The 17,604-nt window shown below is 73.5% G+C and carries 19 protein-coding genes and 1 pseudogene; 12 read left to right on the top strand and 8 right to left on the bottom strand.

Annotation, left to right across the window (positions count from 1 at the left end; all coding sequences use genetic code 11):
• Positions 1–3: 3 nt before the first annotated feature.
• Positions 4–843 carry a MaoC family dehydratase gene (locus IH25_RS0101705; protein ID WP_030601550.1) on the bottom strand — a complete coding sequence of 280 codons (840 nt, stop codon included), beginning with the start codon at positions 841–843 and terminating at the stop codon, positions 4–6.
• Positions 844–1,071: 228 nt separating this feature from the next.
• On the opposite strand from IH25_RS0101705, the gene IH25_RS0101700 reads away from it, so the two are divergent.
• The 4 genes from IH25_RS0101700 (at position 1,072) to IH25_RS0101685 (ending at position 5,097) form a co-directional block, all read left to right on the top strand.
• Complete coding sequence (locus IH25_RS0101700; RefSeq protein WP_030601547.1) at positions 1,072–3,018, top strand: AMP-dependent synthetase/ligase; 1,947 nt, start codon at positions 1,072–1,074, stop codon at positions 3,016–3,018.
• Positions 3,019–3,215: 197 nt separating this feature from the next.
• A complete protein-coding gene (locus IH25_RS0101695) occupies positions 3,216–3,701 on the top strand; it encodes a DUF6232 family protein (RefSeq protein ID WP_280842466.1) in 486 nt (161 codons plus the stop codon).
• Positions 3,698–4,045, top strand: a complete 348-nt coding sequence (locus IH25_RS0101690; RefSeq protein WP_030601543.1) for a hypothetical protein — start codon at positions 3,698–3,700, stop codon at positions 4,043–4,045. The genes IH25_RS0101695 and IH25_RS0101690 overlap by 4 nt, the downstream gene beginning before the upstream one ends.
• A 170-nt stretch (positions 4,046–4,215) precedes the next feature.
• On the top strand, positions 4,216–5,097 hold the full coding sequence (locus tag IH25_RS0101685; protein WP_030601540.1) for a LysR family transcriptional regulator: 882 nt from the start codon (positions 4,216–4,218) through the stop codon (positions 5,095–5,097).
• A gap of 202 nt (positions 5,098–5,299) precedes the next feature.
• Here the strand turns inward: IH25_RS0101685 and IH25_RS37205 are convergent.
• Positions 5,300–5,706, bottom strand: a pseudogene (locus IH25_RS37205) (class I SAM-dependent methyltransferase); the annotation flags it as partial.
• Positions 5,707–5,805: 99 nt separating this feature from the next.
• On the opposite strand from IH25_RS37205, the gene IH25_RS0101670 reads away from it, so the two are divergent.
• Positions 5,806–7,449 (top strand): protein kinase domain-containing protein, encoded by a 1,644-nt coding sequence (locus tag IH25_RS0101670; RefSeq protein ID WP_030601538.1) that lies wholly within the window; start codon positions 5,806–5,808, stop codon positions 7,447–7,449.
• Here the strand turns inward: IH25_RS0101670 and IH25_RS0101665 are convergent.
• Positions 7,446–7,760 (bottom strand): AzlD domain-containing protein, encoded by a 315-nt coding sequence (locus IH25_RS0101665; RefSeq protein ID WP_030601535.1) that lies wholly within the window; start codon positions 7,758–7,760, stop codon positions 7,446–7,448. The two genes, IH25_RS0101670 and IH25_RS0101665, sit on opposite strands and share 4 nt — an antisense overlap.
• Positions 7,757–8,473 (bottom strand): AzlC family ABC transporter permease, encoded by a 717-nt coding sequence (locus tag IH25_RS0101660; RefSeq protein WP_030601531.1) that lies wholly within the window; start codon positions 8,471–8,473, stop codon positions 7,757–7,759. The genes IH25_RS0101665 and IH25_RS0101660 overlap by 4 nt, the downstream gene beginning before the upstream one ends.
• A 67-nt stretch (positions 8,474–8,540) precedes the next feature.
• Here IH25_RS0101660 and IH25_RS0101655 point away from each other — a divergent pair, with 67 nt between their 5' ends.
• Positions 8,541–9,107, top strand: a complete 567-nt coding sequence (locus IH25_RS0101655; RefSeq protein ID WP_030601527.1) for a helix-turn-helix domain-containing protein — start codon at positions 8,541–8,543, stop codon at positions 9,105–9,107.
• Between the two features lie 129 nt (positions 9,108–9,236).
• Here IH25_RS0101655 and IH25_RS0101650 read toward each other — a convergent pair whose 3' ends face one another.
• Positions 9,237–9,440 carry a cold-shock protein gene (locus tag IH25_RS0101650; protein ID WP_016645643.1) on the bottom strand — a complete coding sequence of 68 codons (204 nt, stop codon included), beginning with the start codon at positions 9,438–9,440 and terminating at the stop codon, positions 9,237–9,239.
• A 285-nt stretch (positions 9,441–9,725) separates the two neighbouring features.
• Here IH25_RS0101650 and IH25_RS0101645 point away from each other — a divergent pair, with 285 nt between their 5' ends.
• The 5 genes from IH25_RS0101645 to IH25_RS0101625 all read left to right on the top strand — a co-directional run bounded on the left by IH25_RS0101645 (position 9,726) and on the right by IH25_RS0101625 (position 14,044).
• Positions 9,726–10,574: a menaquinone biosynthetic enzyme MqnA/MqnD family protein gene (locus IH25_RS0101645; protein WP_030601525.1), complete on the top strand. Its 849-nt coding sequence runs from the start codon at positions 9,726–9,728 to the stop codon at positions 10,572–10,574.
• Positions 10,575–10,597: 23 nt separating this feature from the next.
• Complete coding sequence (locus IH25_RS0101640) at positions 10,598–11,347, top strand: prepilin peptidase (protein ID WP_030601522.1); 750 nt, start codon at positions 10,598–10,600, stop codon at positions 11,345–11,347.
• An 81-nt stretch (positions 11,348–11,428) separates the two neighbouring features.
• A complete protein-coding gene (gene mqnC, locus IH25_RS0101635; protein WP_030601518.1) occupies positions 11,429–12,628 on the top strand; it encodes a cyclic dehypoxanthinyl futalosine synthase in 1,200 nt (399 codons plus the stop codon).
• A 25-nt stretch (positions 12,629–12,653) separates the two neighbouring features.
• Entirely contained in the window at positions 12,654–13,253 is a 600-nt protein-coding gene (locus tag IH25_RS0101630; protein ID WP_030601515.1) for an imidazolonepropionase-like domain-containing protein, read from the top strand.
• Positions 13,254–13,330: 77 nt separating this feature from the next.
• Entirely contained in the window at positions 13,331–14,044 is a 714-nt protein-coding gene (locus IH25_RS0101625; protein WP_030601511.1) for a demethylmenaquinone methyltransferase, read from the top strand.
• On the opposite strand, the gene IH25_RS0101620 is transcribed toward IH25_RS0101625, so the two are convergent.
• Entirely contained in the window at positions 14,031–14,348 is a 318-nt protein-coding gene (locus tag IH25_RS0101620; protein ID WP_280842465.1) for a PASTA domain-containing protein, read from the bottom strand. The genes IH25_RS0101625 and IH25_RS0101620 overlap by 14 nt on opposite strands.
• A 229-nt stretch (positions 14,349–14,577) precedes the next feature.
• On the opposite strand from IH25_RS0101620, the gene IH25_RS0101615 reads away from it, so the two are divergent.
• A complete protein-coding gene (locus tag IH25_RS0101615) occupies positions 14,578–15,870 on the top strand; it encodes a geranylgeranyl reductase family protein (RefSeq protein ID WP_030601505.1) in 1,293 nt (430 codons plus the stop codon).
• Between the two features lie 104 nt (positions 15,871–15,974).
• On the opposite strand, the gene def is transcribed toward IH25_RS0101615, so the two are convergent.
• Complete coding sequence (def, locus tag IH25_RS0101610; protein WP_030601503.1) at positions 15,975–16,598, bottom strand: peptide deformylase; 624 nt, start codon at positions 16,596–16,598, stop codon at positions 15,975–15,977.
• 128 nt (positions 16,599–16,726) lie between these two features.
• Positions 16,727–17,584, bottom strand: coding sequence for a C40 family peptidase (locus IH25_RS0101605; RefSeq protein ID WP_030601501.1), 858 nt, complete (start codon positions 17,582–17,584; stop codon positions 16,727–16,729).
• Positions 17,585–17,604: the final 20 nt, after the last annotated feature.

Genomic DNA, 17,604 nt, shown 5'->3' with positions numbered 1-17,604 from the left:
CCCTCACTTCCCCCTGACCGTCCCCTCCAGGCACAGCCTCCCGCTCTCGCCCCGCAGTTCGAACCGCCCCGCGCCGTCCGCCCCGTAGGCCACCGTCCCGGGCAGCGGCACCGGCGCGCGGAACCGGGCCCGTACGACGGCCGCGGCCGGGGTGCCGTGCGCGGCGAGGCAGCGGGCGAGGGTCCACATGCCGTGGGCGATGGGCCGGGGGAAGCCGAAGAGCCGGGCGGTGAACGGGTGCAGGTGGATGGGGTTGCGGTCGCCGGACACGGCCCCGTACCGCCGCCCCACATCCGCGCCGAGCCGCCACTCGGCGAGGGCGGGCAGCCGCTCCCCGTCGGCCGCCGGACCACGGCGTTCCGTCCCCCCGCCGGTTCGGGCCAGGTAGCCGCTGCGGGAGGACCACACCACCTCGCCCCGCGACCGTACGGCCGTCGCCACCACCGCCTCGGTCCCGCGTGGGCGCGCCGCCAGCTCCTCCACCCACACGGAGAGTTCGTACTCGTCGTCGGCCGGCAGCGCGGCACTCCGCTCGATCTCCACGGACGTGTGCACCAGCCCCAGCAGCGGCAGCGGGAAGTCCCGGCCGCTCATCAGCCGCATGGCCAGCGGGAAGCCGAGGACGTGCGGGTAGGTGAGGGGGAGGGCGGACTCGCCGGTGGGGAAGCCGCAGACGCGTTCGTAGGCGGCCAGGCGCGCGAGGTCGACGCGTACGCCGGGCAGCACCAGCCGGGTGCGGGGGGCGGGCGCGCCGGGGGCCGGGTGCTTGAAGGGGGAGCGCAGGGCGCCCCGGGCCAGCAGGGGGCCGAGCGCGGGCGGCGCGGCGAGGGTCACGGTGTGCATCGGGTCACGCCCCAGCGGTCTCTCCGGATTGCCTACTCTGAAGTAACGTTACCGGAGGTAAGCGGGGTGGGCGGAAACCCCCCGAGGCTGCACATCCCCGGCCCCGTACCCTCCCGGAACCCGCACAACCCCCTCACAGCGGAGCCGTACGATCACCTGGCCTGACCAGCGGTAACCCCGCCCGCACCGGGGCCCGCCGCCGGTGCACGCACGCAGGAGGAGCCGCCCGTGTCCACGTCGTACCCGAACGCCCCCGCCTCCTCCGGAGCTCCCGTCTCCGCCGTCGACTACGACGGCCTGCCGGTCCTCGTCCAGCCCGACGTACGGCGGCTGGACGGCGCGGTGCGGGAGGTGTCGGTGCCGCCGTTCGCGCCCCCGGTCACCCACGGATCCCTCGCCGACCTGCCGTACGACAACGCGGAGGCGGCCCCCGACGCGGTCGTGATCGGCCGCAAGGTGTCCGGCGGCCGCTGGACGGACCTCACGGCCGCGCGGTTCGCCGCCGAGGTGCAGGCGGTGGCGAAGGGCCTGATCGCCGAGGGCCTGATGCCCGGCGAACGGATCGCCATCATGGCCCGTACGACCTACGAGTGGACCCTGCTGGACTTCGCCGCGTGGGCGGCCGGGCTGGTCACCGTGCCGGTGTACCCGACCTCGTCCGTCTACCAGACCCGCTGGATCCTGCAGGACTCCGGCGCGGTCGCCCTGATCACGGAGACCGCGGCCCAGGCCGCCGCGATCGGCCCCGAACTCCCGCGCCTGCCCGACGTGCGCCATGTGTGGGTGATGGAGAAGGACCACGTGGCCCGGCTCGCCGACGCGGGCGTGGCGGTGCCCGACGGGGAGGTGGCCGTACGCCGGGGCATGCTCGTCCCCGACACGCTCGCCACCCTGATCTACACCTCCGGGACCACCGGCCGCCCCAAGGGCTGCGCCCTGACGCACGGCAACTTCTTCGCCGAGGTGGACAACGCCATCGAACTCCTCCATCCGGTGTTCAAGGCGCACGACCACGGTCCGTCGGTACTGCTCTTCCTGCCCCTGTCCCACGTCTTCGGCCGGATGGTGGCCATCGCCTGCGTCCGCGCCCGGGTCCGCCTCGGCCACGCGCCGAGCCTCGCCCCGGACGACCTGCTGCCGGACCTCGCCGCCTTCCGGCCCACCGCGCTGCTGACGATCCCCTACATGCTGGAGAAGGTGTACAACTCCGCGCGGGCCAGTGCGGAGGCGGGCGGCCGGACGGCGGTGTTCGACCGGGCGGCGGCCGTGGCCCGGCGCTACGGCGAGGCGCTGGAGGCCCGCCAGACCGGCACCGGCACCGGCCCGAGCCGCGCCCTGAAGACCCAGCGCGCCTTCTACGACCCGCTGGTCTACCGCCGCATCCGCACCGCCATGGGCGGCCGCGTCCGGTACGCGATCTGCGGCGGCTCCCCGCTCGGCCGGCGCCTCGCCGCGTTCTACGCGGGCGCGGGCATCGAGATCTTCGAGGGCTACGGACTGACCGAGACCACCGGCGCGTCCACGGTCACCCCGCCGCTCAAGCCCCGGCTGGGCACGGTGGGCTGGCCGCTGCCCGGGACCCGGGTGCGGATCGCGGCGGACGGCGAGATCCTCGTCGCAGGCGACCACGTGCTGCGCGGCTACTGGGACGCCCAGGCGGGCGGGGTGGTCCCCGCGACCCGCGACGGCTGGCTGCCGACCGGCGACCTCGGCACGCTGGACGACGAGGGGTACCTGACCATCACCGGCCGCAAGAAGGAGTTGCTGATCACGGCGGGCGGCAAGTCGGTGGCCCCGGCCCCGCTGGAGAACTGGCTGCGCCAGCACCCGCTGATCTCCCAGGTCATGCTGGTGGGCGACGGCCGCCCCTATGTCGGCGCGCTCATCACCCTCGATGCCGACGGCATCACCCACTGGCGCCAGATGCTCGGCAAGCACCCGGTCCCGCCGGAACTCCTGGTCGGTGACGAGGAGCTGACGGCCGTCCTCCAGCGCGCGGTGGACGAGGCGAACAAGCTGGTCTCCCGCCCCGAGTCCATCCGCCGCTTCGCCGTCCTGCCGACCGACTTCACCGAGGCGGCCGGCCATCTGACCCCGTCGATGAAACTGCGCCGGGACCGCGTCCTGGAGGACTTCGCGGCGCAGGTGGAAAGCCTGTACGGGCGCGCGGAATAGCGCTGTACGAGCGCCTGGAACAGGCCGTACCCTGCCGGAACGCAGAGACATCGGGGGAGTACATGAACGACACGAACGGCATCGGCGCGCCACCGCCCGGACGCCCGCCCGGGCCACCGCCCACCCCGCCGTCCGCGCCACCGCCTCCGCCCTCCGCGCCGCCCTCCGGACGGACGGGTGAGGCCCTCGTTCTCCGGGTGAGCCGCCGCATGCTCTGGGCGGGGTCGGCGGCCTTCCCGCTGCACAACATCACGATGGTCGACGCCTACCTGTACCGGCCCAGCCGGCTCGCCGCGCTCATCCGCTGCCTGAAGTGGCTGTTCGGCGCCCTCCTGGTCTACCTGGCCTACGTCGCGCTCAACGCCATGGACAACGGGGGCGGCGGGGACGCCGACAACCCCGCGCTCCTGGTCGTCCTGTGCGTCGCGGCGCTGATCGTCCCCGTCAAGGACCTGTTCGCGCCGCCCAAGCCGGTGCTGTCCGTCCAGGTGGCCAGCGGCACGGCGCTGGTGGTGACCCTGCCGAGCCTGGAGGAACTGCGGCAGATCGCGGACCGGATCGCGTACGCCATCGACCACCCGGAGGCCGAGTTCACCGCGGTCGTCCACCAGTACAACACCAACAACTACGGGCCGGTCGCCAACCTCAACGGCGGCCACGGGAACACGGGGTTCAAGCTGTGAGCGACACGACGAACTACTACGGGCAGGTCGCCAACATCAACGGCGGCCAGGGCAACGTCGGCTTCAACTACGGCACGGTCGGCGGTCCGGCCGGAGATCCCGAACTCCGCGCCGCCGTCACGGAACTGACCCGCGGCCTCGCGGAACTGCGCCGCCACCTCACCCCGGAGCAGGACCGGACCGTGGAGGAGGCCCTGCCCGCGCTGACCCCCGACCGCGCGGCGCTGCGCGAGCGCGGCCTGGTCCTGGCGTCCATCGCCCAGATCGCCGCCGCCGTCGGCACGGTCGGCGAGCCCGTCGTGAACGCGGTGGGGCGCCTGCTCGCCCTGCTGGGCCAGGGCTGACCGAGCGGTCGGCACCCGCTCCCCGCACCTCCCACGTCGTCCGGACTCGGCGGGACGGGGAGCGGGTTGCCGCCTGGGTCGGTCGCGGCCCGCACACGATCCTCGTACGACCCCAACACCCAGTCAATCCTGGGGTTTTCTTCCGATCCCCAAGCATTACCTTGGGTCCCATGACTCTGGACGACCTCCGTGTGTTCGTGGCCGTGTGCCGCGCGGGCAGCCTCAGTTCGGTCGCCCGGGACCTCGGCTGCACCCAGTCCGCCGTCAGCCAGCACGTGAAGCGGCTGGAGCGGGAGACCGGCGTCGCCCTGCTGGAGCGCCGCCCGCGCGGGGTCGTCCCGACCCAGGCCGGCCGGATACTGGAGACGGCGGCGGCCGAGGGCATCAACGGCCTCGACCTGGCCGTACGACAGCTCCGCGACCTCCTCGACGGCCACAGCGGCCACGTCCGCGTCGCCACGGGCGCGACGACCGTACGGCACTTCATGTCCGAGGCGGTCGTCACCTTCCGGCGCAGCCACCCCAAGGTCAACCTGGAGTTCCGCACGGTCAGTTCGGGCCGGGGCAGCTTCGATGCCCTCGCCGACGGCACCCTCGACCTGGCGTGGATCACCATCGGCCCCCCGGTCCGGGGCATCGAGCAGCGGACCGTGGTGGAACTGCCCTGGCTCCTCGCCGTACCGGCCGACGACCCCCTGGCGGACCGCCCCCATCTCGACCCCGCCGAACTGACCGGCACCCGCCTCATCCGCCTCCCGCCGAACTCCACGTCCGCCGCCCACCTCGAAGCGGCCTGCGCGGAACGGGGAGTCCGGTTCGTCTACGAGCCGAGCGTGGCCGACTGGGACACCGCCCTGCTCCTCGCGGAACTCGGCGTCGGCAGGGCGGTCGTCCCCGCCGTCCCCGGCCTGCCCGTCCCCGGCGACGGCCCCCTCCGGCTGATCCCCCTGCCCGGCCTGCGCCCCCTCCCCGTCGGCTGGGCCGTACGCCGCTGGGACGCGCTCAGCCCGCCGGCCCGCGCCTTCGCGGACACGGTCGCCGCCGTGCGCTGAGCGACAGTTCGGCCCACACGGTCTTGCCGACGTCCCGCTCCGCGACGCCCCACAGCCGGGCGAGCACCTGCACGATGACCAGCCCCCGCCCGCACTCGTCCTCCGGCCGCCCGTCCAGGAACCGGAGCGCGCGCTCCCCGCGGGCGTCGCTCACCTCGATGCGCAAGGTGTCCGTGTCCACGGACTGACCCGCCCAGCCGTCCTTCCGGGCGAGCAGGAACGCCTGCGGGGCCGACTCCCCGTGCTCCGCCACCCGCTCCCGCACCGTGCTCGACCGCACGGCGAAACCGGCGCCTCTCAGCAGCCCGGCCATCTGCTCGGGGCGGCGCCGGTGGAAGTCCAGTGGGCCAGGGACAGCTCCCGCATCGAGCCCCGCTCGAACCGCAGCGCGGGGTACCTGCGGCGGGCGACCGTGATCATCGACTCGGACAGATCGAGGCCGAACACGGACAGACCGAGCCCGTCGAGGTGCGCGGTGATCTCCCCGGGACCCTGCTCGGCATACGCGGCGAGCAGCGCCCGCTCCAGCGGCCGGTGCGCGAGCTGGTCGCGGAAGTGGACGGCGTAGTCCTCGGCGATGGTGTCGTAGAAGGCGCGGGTGTCGGTCATGGGGAGGGACCCTAGCGGGCCGCACCCGTCACCCCGGCACCACCAACGCACGTACTCTGATGGCCGTTGGCCGGAACATGACGTGGGGGGTACGGGCCGATGGACCAGACGACGGAGGTCTTCGGGCCGCTCCAGGCCGACGACCCGGCGGCGGTGGCCGGATACCGGCCGGCGGCCCGGCTCGGCGCGGGCGGCATGGGCCGGGTGTACCTGTCGCACACCCGGGGCGGACGCCCCGTCGCGCTGAAGGTCGTACGGCCCGAACTGGCGGACGACCCGGACTTCCGGCGGCGGTTCCGGCGGGAGGTCACGGCGGCCCGGCGGGTGCGCGGCGCGTACACCGCCGAGCTGATCGACGCGGACCCGGACGGCACCCCGCCCTGGCTGGCCACCGTGTACGTGCCGGGGCCGTCGCTGGCCGACGCGGTGGCCCGGCGCGGTCCGCTGCCGGTGGCGGCGGTGCTGTGGCTGATGGCGGGGGTCGCCGAGGCGTTGCAGGCGATCCACGCCGAGGACGTCGTGCACCGGGACCTGAAGCCGTCGAACGTACTGCTCGCCGCCGACGGGCCCCGGGTGATCGACTTCGGCATCGCCCTGGCCGCCGACGGCACGTCGTACACGGCGACCGGCAGCACCATCGGCACGCCCGCGTTCATGGCGCCCGAGCAGGCGACCGGGGGTGAGGTGACGGCGGCGACGGACGTGTTCGCGCTCGGGCAGACGGCCGCGTTCGCCGCGCTCGGCCGGCCGCTGTACGGCGAGGGGCCCGGCGTGAACGTGCTGTACCGCATCGTGCACTCCCAACCCGACCTGTCCCTGCTGCCCGAACCGCTGCGCCCGCTGCTTGCCCGGTGCCTGGCCGCCGACCCGGCGGAGCGCGCCACCCCGGCGGAGATCGTGGAGTGGTGCCGGCGGCGGCTGGGCGCGGAGGCCGACGCGGGCGGCGGACCGGCCGTGTGGCGGGAGATCGCCGGACCGGAGGTCGCGGTCCCGGCGCCGGTGCCCGAGCCCACCGCCGTCGCCCCGCAGCCGCTGGTCGGCTACCCGCCGCCCGGGTGGCTCCGGCCGACGGCCGAGGAGCGGCGGACCAGCAGGCGGCGCGCCGCGCTGGTCTCGGCGACCGTGGTGGCGGTCGGCGCGCTGCTGGTGGGCGTCCTGGCCTGGTCGGGCGTGGACCTGAAGGACAGGTGGGGCACGCGGAAGGCGGCGGCCGGGGCCACGGCGTCCGGCTCTCCCGGTTCCGGGGGCGCGCGGTCGCCGGCGTCCGCGTCCGGCTCCGACTCCGGTTCCGGTTCGGCGGGTTCCGCGGCTACGGGAGACGTGTCCGGGGCGGCGCGGTCCCCCTCGGCGTCGCCCGCGCGGCCGGTCGCGGAGGACCACGCCGGGAGCTACCTCAACGCGACGACGCCGCTGAGCATCGAGCATCCGGACGGCAAGGGGAAGGACGACAAGGGCGCCCTCCGCCTCGGCTGCCGGACGATCGGGTGTGAACTGGACGCCGGTGACAGCACCATCGTCCAGATGTACGGCGCCCACGGCACCACCCTCGAGCAGTGCCGGCTCATCCTCAAGGACGCCACGAAGCACCGCTGGACACTGACCGGGGCGGCGGCCGGCAGCGAGTTCTGCCTCCGGCACCCCTCGGGGGACGTCGCGTTGTTCGTCCTCAGGATCAAGTCGACCGCGTTGCCGGAGGCCGCCTTCCTGGAAGGGGATCTGACCGTCTGGCGGGAGGCGGCCTAACCGGTCCCCGCCAGCCGCAGCAGCGCCGTCGTCGCGGCGGCGGCCAGCACCACCGCGGCGAACGGGGCCCGGCGCCAGGCCAGCGCCGCGCCGACCAGGACCCCGGCCGGGCGGGCCCAGCCCGAGAACCGCCCGGAGTCGGTCAGCGTGCCCGTGGCCAGCAGGGCGACCAGTATCACCACCGCGCCCGCCGACGCCAGCTCCTGCACCCGCGGCGGCACGGTGACCCGGCCGTGCAGGGCCGGGCCGACCAGCCGGAAGGCGTACGTGCCGACGGCCAGGGCGAGGGTCACGGTGACGGTCGCGTTCATAGGGCGGCTCCGGAGGCCACGCGGTGTCTGTGCGCGAACAGCCCGGCCAGCGCGAGCAGCACCGGCACCCCGGCCGGGACGGCGGGCGTGACCGCGAGGGCGAGCCCGGCGCCGAGCAGGGCACAGCGCCGTACCGTCGCGTCCGTGCGCAGGGAGGGCAGCACCAGGGCGGCCAGGACGGCGGGGAAGGCGGCGTCCAGGCCGTAGCGGTCCGTGTCGCCGAGGGCGCCGCCGGCGAGCGCGCCGGCCAGGACGCCCAGGTTCCACACCGCGTACAGGCCGAGTCCGACGACCCAGAAGGCCCGGCGCCGGCGGGCCGGGTCCGGCTCGGCGAGGGCGAAGGCCACCGTCTCGTCCGTGACCAGGTGGGCGCCGAGGAACCGGCTCACGCGGCCGGTACCGATGATCTCGGCCACGGCCAGGCTGAAGGCGGCCGTCCGGGTGTTGAGCAGCAGCCCGGCGGTCACGGCGGCGGCCGGGCCGCCCCCGGCGAACAGCACACCGATCGCGCTGAACTGGGCCGCCCCCGCGTACACCACCACGGACATCAGCACCGGCACCCACAGCGGCAGTCCGCCGCCGACGGCCACGGCGCCGAACGACACGCCCACGATGCCGCCGGCCAGCCAGACGAGCGCGCTGTCCCGGACGAGGGCACGGTCGTCGGCGCTGTCGGTGGGCCCCGCTGGACCCGTTCGCTGTGCCGAACGCATGTTTTCTACGATGAACGCTGAGCACATAGTCCGTCAAGACACACGTTCGTGTGATGGAGTGAACGACATGTCCGAGACCACCCCCGTCCGACTCCCCCTGGAATGGATCGCCGCCGCCCTGAAGCGGGAGCGGAGCCGTGCCGGGCTGTCCCTGTCCGAGCTGGCCAGGCGGGCCGGCGTCGCCAAGTCGACGCTGTCCCAGCTGGAGGCGGCGAGCGGGAACCCGAGCCTGGAGACCGTCTGGGCGCTCGCGGTGGCGCTCGGCGTGCCCTTCAGCGCGCTGGTCGAGCCGCCGGCGTGGCAGGTGCGGGTGGTCCGGGCCGGACAGGGGCCCGCGGTCCGCTCCGAGCAGACCGGTTACCTGGCCTCCCTGCTCTCCGCCTGCCCGCCGGGCGCCCGCCGTGACCTGTATTCCGTGTGGCTGGAGCCGGGGGCCGTACGGGAATCGGAGCCCCATATTCCGGGGAGCGTGGAACACCTGGTGGTCAGTGAGGGCGCGGTGAAAGCGGGGCCGCTCGGGGAGACCGTGGAACTGGGGCCGGGGGACTACATGTCATACCGGGCGGATGTGCCTCACTCGTACGAGGCACTCGCGGCCGGGGCGAAGCTCGTACTCGTCATGCAGCACATGTGAGACGCCGCGGCCCCTCTGGGTCCGGTGTGGTTTGTGAACGGGAAATGAACCGGAAAAGGCAGGAGCCCCGTCGCCGGATGGCGTGGGGCTCCTTGGGTACTGCTCTCAGGTTCTGCGATCAGGCAGGAATCAGGCGGGGGTGACGTTCTCCGCCTGCGGGCCCTTCGGGCCCTGCGTGACGTCGAAGGTCACCGCCTGGTTCTCCTCGAGGGAGCGGAAGCCGCTGGCGTTGATCGCGGAGTAGTGAACGAAGACGTCGGGGCCGCCGCCCTCCTGGGCGATGAAGCCAAAGCCCTTTTCGGCGTTGAACCACTTAACGGTTCCGGTAGCCATAAGCCCTCCTTGGGCTCAAAAGGGTTGCCCTGCTCCAGAACCTGCAAGTGTGAAACGGTGCCGCACCACTGCATACTTCTGAAAACGACGAGAGCCCGCGGTCACATGCTCCGCAGGCTCTGTACTGCAAGGGAAACCAAACTGCAACTTGCGGCGAGCCTAGCACGCGGGCGCCGGGAAGCAATAGAGGTAAAGATCACTTCACCCGGATGTTTGAACGCTCGTTGGGCCGTTCGGGTCCGGGTTGGTCCAAGAGCCGTACCGTACGGGGGCTAGTCTCGCGATGTGGACAATTCTCGCACCCGGCCGCGTGTCGGCCACATCCAGTTCCTGAACTGCCTGCCCCTGTACTGGGGGCTCGCGAGAACCGGCACGCTTCTCGACTTCGAGCTGACCAAGGACACCCCGGAGAAGCTCAGCGAGCGGCTGGTGCGCGGCGAGCTGGACATCGGCCCCGTCACCCTCGTCGAATTCCTGCGCAACGCCGACGACCTCGTCGCCTTCCCGGACATCGCCGTCGGCTGCGACGGGCCGGTGATGTCCTGCGTGATCGTCTCCCAGGTGCCGCTCGACCGGCTGGACGGCGCCCGGGTCGCCCTCGGCTCGACCTCCCGCACCTCGGTCCGGCTCGCCCAGCTCCTGCTCGCCGAGCGGTACGGGGTGCGGCCCGACTACTACACCTGCCCGCCCGACCTCAGCCTGATGATGCAGGAGGCCGAGGCCGCCGTCCTCATCGGCGACGCGGCCCTGCGCGCCAACCTCGTGGACGGACCCCGCTACGGCCTCCAGGTGCACGACCTCGGCGCGCTCTGGAAGGAGTGGACCGGGCTGCCGTTCGTCTTCGCGGTCTGGGCGGCCCGCCGGGACTACGCCGAGCGCGAGCGGGACATCACCCACCGGGTCCACGAGGCCTTCCTCGCCTCCCGCAACCTCTCCCTGGAGGAGGTCGCCAAGGTCGCCGAACAGGCCGCCCGCTGGGAGGCGTTCGACGAGGCCACCCTGGAGCGGTACTTCACCACCCTGGACTTCAGCTTCGGCGCCCCCCAGCTGGAGGCGGTCGCCGAGTTCGCCCGCCGGGTGGGGCCGACGACCGGCTTCCCGGCCGACGTACGGGTGGAACTGCTCCAGCGGTAGGAGGGGGAGAGCGCGTGGACGGGGTGACCACGGGGTTATTGGTGCTCGCGGCCGGGGTGTGGGGCGCGCTGACGGGGCTGCTGCTGCCCCGGGCCGCGTACCGCTTCTCCGTCCCGCCCGGCGAGCCCTGGCGCGCCCGCTGCCCGGCCGGCGACCACCCGGTCCGGGGCTGGCTGGGCGGTGCGGGCTGCGGGGGGTGCCGTAGGGACTCCGGTGCGGGGTCCCGTAGGGGAACCGCCTCGGCCGCCGTCCTCGCCACCGTCACCGCGCTCGTCTGCGCCGCCCTCGCCGCCGCCACCGGGACCCGGCCCGAGCTCGGGGTCTGGCTGCTGCTCGCGCCCGTGGGCGTGCTGCTGGCCGCCGTGGACCTGCGGGTGCGCCGGCTGCCCGACGCGCTCACCCTGCCGCTCGCCGCAGCCGCCCTCGCCCTGCTGGGTGTCACCGCCCTGCTCCCCGAGCACACCGGCCACTGGCCCACCGCCCTCTGCGCGGCCCTCGCCCTCGCCGCCGGTCACTTCGCGCTGCACCTCGTCAACCCGGACGGCATGGGCTTCGGCGACGTGAAACTGGCCGCCGGGACGGGCGCCGTACTCGGCTGGTACGGCTGGCCCACCGTGCTGCTCGGCACCTTCGCCGCGTACCTGCTCGGCGCCCTCTACGGCGGCGCCCTGGTCCTCGCCCGGCGCGCCGGGCGCAAGACCGGCGTGCCGTTCGGCCCGTTCCTGCTCGCCGGCACCCTCGCCGGGCTGCTGACCGGGGCCTTCGCGGCCTGACGTCGGCCCCCGGAACCGCCTGGCGTAGTCTGGCGTACGTCCGTCCACAACCCCTTACGAAACCTTGCGAAAGGGACGCCGGTGACCGAGAAGGCCGACCTCCAGTCCGTCCTCGACCGCGCCGCGGCGGGCGGACGCATCACCCCCGAGGAAGCGCTCGCCCTCTACCGTGACGCCCCTCTGCACGCCCTCGGCTCCGCCGCCGACGCCGTGCGCCGCCGCATGTACGCGGGCACCGAGCACATCGCCACGTACATCATCGAGCGCAACATCAACTACACGAACGTGTGTGTCACGGCGTGCAAGTTCTGCGCCTTCTACGCGGCTCCCAAGGACACCGGGAAGGGCTGGACCCGCGACCTCGACGACATCCTGCGCCGCTGCGCGGAGACCGTCGAACTCGGCGGCACCCAGATCATGTTCCAGGGCGGCCACCACCCGGACTACGGCGTCGAGTACTACGAGAAGCACTTCAAGGCCATCAAGGAGGCCTTCCCGCAGCTGGTGATCCACTCCCTCGGCGCGTCCGAGGTCGAGCACATGGCCCGGATCAGCGGCGTCTCGGTCGAGGAGGCCATCACCCGGATCCACCAGGCGGGCCTGGACTCCTTCGCCGGCGCCGGTGCCGAGCTGCTGCCGGAGCGCCCGCGCAAGGCCATCGCCCCGCTGAAGGAGAGCGGCGAGCGCTGGCTGGAGATCATGGAGACCGCGCACCGGCTGGGCGTGGAGTCCACCTCGACCATGCTCATGGGCACCGGCGAGACCAACGCCGAGCGCATCGAGCACCTGCGGATGATCCGGGACGTACAGGACCGCACGGGCGGCTTCCGCGCCTTCATCCCGTACACCTACCAGCCCGAGAACAACCACCTGAAGGGCCGCACCCAGGCGACCCTGTTCGAGTACCTGCGGATGATCGCCATCGCCCGCCTCTTCCTGGACAACGTCCGGCACATCCAGGGCTCCTGGCTCACCACGGGCAAGGAGATCGGCCAGCTGTCCCTGCACTACGGCGCGGACGACCTCGGCTCGATCATGCTGGAGGAGAACGTCGTCTCCTCGGCCGGCGCCAGGCACCGCTCCAACCGCCTGGAGATCATCGACCTGATCCGCAAGGCGGGCCGCGTCCCGGCGCAGCGCGCGACCACCTACGAGCACCTCGTCGTGCACGACGACCCGGCGAACGACCCCGTGGACGACCGGGTGGTCTCCCACATCTCCTCCACGGCCATCGAGGGCGGCACCGCCCACCCCGAGCTGAAGCTGCTCGCGTCGAACTAGCCGAGCCGGGAGAACCAGGACCGCCGTGCTGACGCTGCACACGGACTCCAGGGGCCGCGCCCACCTCGTCCGGGGCGAACGGATCGAGGCCGTCGGGTCCCTGGAGGAACTGGCCGCCGCGCACCCGCACGCGCGCGTGCGCCGCTGGCCGGGCATCCTCACGCCCGGGTACGTCAACCCGCACGGCAACGAGCTGCTGGAGCGGGCGTACCACCCGGACCCGCGGGAGGCCGACGCCCTCGGCACCGACCCGCTGACCGGCGCCGCGCTCGCCGCGCTCCCCATGGACGACGCCCGCTGGGGCGCGAGCGCCCGGCGCGGGGTCCAGCGGATGCTGGCGTACGGCACGGTCGCCGTGGCCTGCGAGCCGCTGCGCGTCCGCGCGGTCCAGGACGCCGTACGCCGCACCGGCATCGCCGTCGTACCCCGCCCGGCCCCCGTCGCCGGCGCGCCCTCCCTGGACCCCTTCGCCCACCGCCCCGAGGCGGCCCCGCCCCGGCGGCCGGGCTCCGCCGCCCACTTCGCCGTCTTCGACGTCGAGGACGAGACGGAACTGGCCGAACGGGGAGCCGCGACGTGCGTGGCGACGGTCCTCGCGGGCCGGCTGGTCTTCCGCCGCCGCTGAGCGCGCGCCGCGCTGAGCGTCCGGCGCCGGTCGCGCCCTGCCTCCCGACCGCCGGACCCGGCTGCAACAATGGGCGGGTGACCCGCGCTTCCCTGAACAAGCAGCCGCACGAAGTCGCCTCGATGTTCGACGACGTGGCGGAACGGTACGACCTGACGAACGACGTGCTGTCACTCGGCCAGGACCGCCGCTGGCGCAGGGAGGTGGCGAAGGCCGTCGACGCCCGCCCCGCGCAGAAGGTCCTGGACCTCGCCGCCGGCACGGCCACCTCCTCCCTCCCCTTCACCCGGACCGGCGCCTACGTCGTCCCCTGCGACTTCTCCCTGGGCATGCTCCGGGTCGGCAAGAAGAAGCACACCTGGCTGCCGTTCACCGCGGGCGACGCGACGAGGCTGCCGTTCAAGGACGACACCTTCGACGCGGTGACGATCTCCTTCGGGCTGCGCAACGTCCAGGACACCGACGCGGCCCTGCGCGAGATGTACCGCGTCACCCGGCCCGGCGGGCGCGTGGTGATCTGCGAGTTCTCCCACCCGACCTGGGCGCCGTTCCGCACCGTCTACACCGAGTACCTGATGCGCGCGCTGCCGCCGGTCGCCCGCGCGGTCTCCTCGAACCCGGACGCGTACGTCTACCTCGCCGAGTCCATCCGGGCCTGGCCCGACCAGCCTGGCCTCGCCGAGCGCCTGCGCAAGGCGGGCTGGTCGAAGGTCGCCTGGCGCGACCTCACCGGCGGCGTCGTGGCACTGCACCGGGGCTTCAAGGAGGACCCGGGCCTCACGGAGCGCTGATCCCGGCCACCTCGTACGGGTCGTGCGGCGGGTCCAGTTCCCGTCGCGGCCCCCCGCGCGGCGGTCCCGGCACGCGCGGCTCGCGCACGCCCCCGCCGCCCTCGCCCTCCGCGAAGTCGAACCACACGTACACCGTCGAGTCCCGCGGCACCTCGGTCCCGGGCCGCGGATGCTGGCGTACGACGTAGTCCACGACGGCGAGGTGGAAGTCCGGGCGGTCCGGCGCGTTCAGGGACAGGCCCCGCGCCCGGGCGGTCTCGCGCGCGTCCACGGCCATCAGACCGACCAGACGCGGGACGCGCACTTCGGGTGTCTTGGGTGGTATGTGCACAGATGTCACCCCCAGTGGTAGTGGCAGGGTAACTCCGGCCCGTCCCGCCCGGAAGGCGCCGGTGTCTTTCCGTGACAAATGGACACGGAGAGTGACCGGCATCGGGGGGTGGCCCTTCGGTCGGGCGGCCAACTGCGCTGAATAGACTGCCTATGTCCCGTGCCGGCCGGCACACACCATTCGACCTTGGGGAGATCCCGCCGTGACCGTCGTGACCGAGCCGCTCTCCGAGAACACCGCCGACGTGATCGTCGTGGGCGCGGGGCCGGCCGGCTCCACGACCGCGTACCACCTCGCCAAGGCCGGGCTCGATGTCCTGCTGCTGGAGAAGACCGAGTTCCCGCGCGAGAAGGTGTGCGGCGACGGCCTCACCCCGCGCGCGGTCAAGCAGCTCGTCGCCATGGGGATCGACATCTCCGAGGAGGCCGGCTGGCTGCGCAACAAGGGGCTGCGCATCATCGGCGGCGGCGTCCGCCTCCAGCTCGACTGGCCGGACCTCGCCTCCTTCCCGGACTACGGCCTGGTCCGCAAGCGCGACGACTTCGACGAGCAGCTCGCCCGCAACGCCCAGAAGGCGGGGGCGCGGCTGTACGAGCGCTGCAACGTGAGCGGCCCGATCGTGGACGACCGCACCGGCCGCATCACCGGCGTCACCGCCAAGCTCGGCGAGGACAAGCGCGAGGTCTCCTTCCGCGCGCCGCTGGTCGTCGCCGCCGACGGCAACTCCACCCGGCTGTCCCTGGCCATGGGCCTGCACCGCCGTGAGGACCGTCCGATGGGCGTCGCGGTCCGGACCTACTTCGAGAGCCCCCGCCACGAGGACGACTACCTGGAGTCCTGGCTGGAGCTGTGGGACCGCCGCGGCCCCCAGGACCGGCTGCTGCCCGGCTACGGCTGGATCTTCGGCATGGGCGACGGCACCTCGAACGTGGGCCTCGGCGTGCTGAACACCTCCGACTCCTTCAAGGAGCTGGACTGGCGGGAGGTCCTCAAGGCGTGGTGCGCCTCCATGCCGGAGGACTGGGGCTACACGCCCGAGAACATGACCGGCCCGATCCGCGGCGCCGCCCTCCCTATGGCCTTCAACCGCCAGCCGCACTACACGCGCGGCCTGCTGCTCGTCGGCGACGCCGGCGGCCTGGTGAACCCCTTCAACGGCGAGGGCATCGCCTACGCCATGGAATCCGGCCAGATCGCCGCCGACGTCATCGTGCAGGCCCACGCCCGCGCCACCCCGGCCCAGCGCGAGACCGCCCTCCAGCGCTACCCGCGCGTCCTCAAGGACACCTACGGCGGCTACTACACCCTCGGCCGCGCCTTCGTGAAGCTCATCGGCAACCCGAAGGTCATGCAGATCGCCGCCCAGCGCGGTCTGACCCACCCGATGCTGATGAAGTTCACCCTCAAGCTCCTCGCCAACCTCACCGACCCCACGGGCGGCGACGCGATGGACCGCATCATCAACGGCCTGACCAGGGTGACCCCGAAGGCCTGACGGCCGCCGGGGCCGGACGGCCACCGAGACCGGACGGCCACCGGGACCGGACGGCGCCGGACCCCACCCGAGGGGCATCCGGCGCCGCCGCGGGCCGGCGGGGGTCACGCGCCGAAGGCGGCCTCCTTGGCGGCCCGGCGGGCGTACACCTCGTCCCGGCGCTCCGTCATCTGCCGCAGGGCGTCCTTCCGTTCCCGCTTGGACAGCCGGTCCAGGTAGAGGTGGCCGTTGGTGTGGTCGGTCTCGTGGGCGAGGCAGCGGGCGAAGTACCCGGTGCCCTCGACGACGACCGGCCGGCCGTCCCGGTCCTGCCCGCGCACGACGGCCCGGTCCGGGCGCGGTACGGCCATCACGGCGCCGGGCACCGACAGGCAGCCCTCGCCCTCGTCCAGCAGCCGTCGCTCACCCGTGGGCGTTTCGAGCACCGGATTGACGATGTGTCCGACATGCCGGACACCGTCGTCGTCCGGGCAGTCGTACACGAACAGCCGCAGTCCGACGCCGACCTGATTTGCCGCCAGTCCCGCACCCTCGGCGACGTACATCGTGCGGAACATGTCGTCGATCAGCGCGGCGAGGTCGGGCCCGAACTCCGTGACGTCCCGGCACGGCTTGTGCAGCACCTCCTCGCCGGCCTCGGTGATGCGCCGCACCGCGCCCCGCCCGGCCTCGGGGGCGTAGCGCGGGTAGTAGTCGGCGGGATTTCCCTGTACGAACACGCGTGGCATCGCGTGGACTCCTTCGCTCGGACGCGGACCACCGGACGGCGGCCCGAGCAGAGCATGGCAGGGAACGCGCGAGGGCCGCTGCCCGGGGGCAGCGGCCCTGTGTGCGCGAGGAGAGGCGCGGAGTGCGCTCAGAGCACCCGTACGGCGCCGGTGGGCGGGTCGTAGGACAGCGGGCGCTCCACCACGCCGGTGGAGGGGTTCTGCGCGCCCACGAACATGCCGTCGCCGACGTACACGCCGACGTGGTAGGCGCTGCCCGCGCCGCCCCAGTACAGGATGTCGCCCGGCTGGAGGTTGCTCAGCGAGACCTGGGTGCCGGCGGTCGACTGGTCCTGCGACACGCGCGGCAGGCTGACGCCGATCTGCTTGAAGGCCGTCTGCACCAGGCCCGAGCAGTCGTAGGCGGACGGGCCGGTGGCGCCGGAGACATACGCCTTGCCGACCTGCGCCCGGACGAAGCTGACGACGGCCGCGGCCGAACCGGTGGCCGTGGACGAGCCGGTGTCGGTGCCGGTGCCGGCTTCCGTGCCGGTGCCGCCGCCGAGGGTGGTGGTGCCGGTGTCGGCCGAGGTGGTGGAGAGCGTGGTCCGCGCCGCGGTGCGCGACGCGCGGGCGGCGGCCTCCTTGCGGGCTTCCTCCTCGGCCTTCTTCTTGGCCTCGGCCGCCTTCTTCTTGGCCTCGGCGAGGTCCGCCTCGGCCTTCTTCGCGGCCTTGGCGGCGGCCGCGTCGCGCTCCGCCTGCAGCTGGTAGTTCGCGGCGGCCTGCTCGGTCGCGTCCGCGGACTGGGCCGCCTGAGCGGCCAGGTCGGCCGTCAGGGTGGGCAGTTCGAGGGTCTGCGTCACCGGCTCGGCCGCGTTCGCCGACCCGGACGCCCCGGCGACTGCCAGGGTGCTGAGGACGCCACCGGCAACTCCGGCCCGCACGGCGAGGGTCGACGCGCTGCGGCGGGGCTTCCGGTGGCTGCGTATGTGAGCGGTGTGGGACATGGGAACAACCGGTACCAGGG

Source organism: Streptomyces achromogenes subsp. achromogenes (genome assembly GCF_000720835.1).
In the GTDB taxonomy this organism is placed as follows: domain Bacteria; phylum Actinomycetota; class Actinomycetes; order Streptomycetales; family Streptomycetaceae; genus Streptomyces; species Streptomyces achromogenes.
The sequence above is the reverse complement of the archived record's forward strand: the minus strand, read 5'-3'. Positions and strand labels throughout refer to the sequence as shown.